We start from the raw sequence: 414 nt of genomic DNA on the forward strand, positions 1-414 counted from the left end.
CGACCCCACCGGCGACGCCCGGGGCTCCCCGCCCTCCCCGCAGACCCGCTCCACGGCCCCCGCGACCGCCACCGCGCCCACGGGCATCCGGCGCCGGTCGAGGATCGGCGCCGCCACCGAGGCGATGCCCTCCCAGGTCTCCTCCACGTCCGCGGCCCAACCGCGCGCCCGGGTCAGGTCCAGGATCCCCTCGAAACCGACCGCGTCCGTGACCGTACGGGGCGTGAACGACTCCCGCTCCACCTCCACCACCTGGGTGTGCGCGACCGGATCGTAGGCCGACAGGACCTTGCCCAGAGCCGTGGAATGCAGCGGCTGCATCGCCCCCACCTCCAGCACCTGACGGCTGTCGTCCGGCCGGAACACGTGGTGCATGATCAGCACCTCGCCCTCGTGCAGCACCCCCACGTACAC

Annotated in this window: 1 protein-coding gene; it reads right to left on the reverse strand. The window is 73.7% G+C overall.

Translation table 11 applies throughout. From position 1 onward, the window contains the following. Nucleotides 1–414, reverse strand: a 414-nt coding sequence (locus G3I71_RS48740) for an IclR family transcriptional regulator C-terminal domain-containing protein (protein WP_203733226.1), incomplete at both ends; no start/stop codon positions are given.

It is taken from the genome of Streptomyces sp. SID12501 (genome assembly GCF_010550245.1).
Taxonomy (GTDB): domain Bacteria; phylum Actinomycetota; class Actinomycetes; order Streptomycetales; family Streptomycetaceae; genus Streptomyces.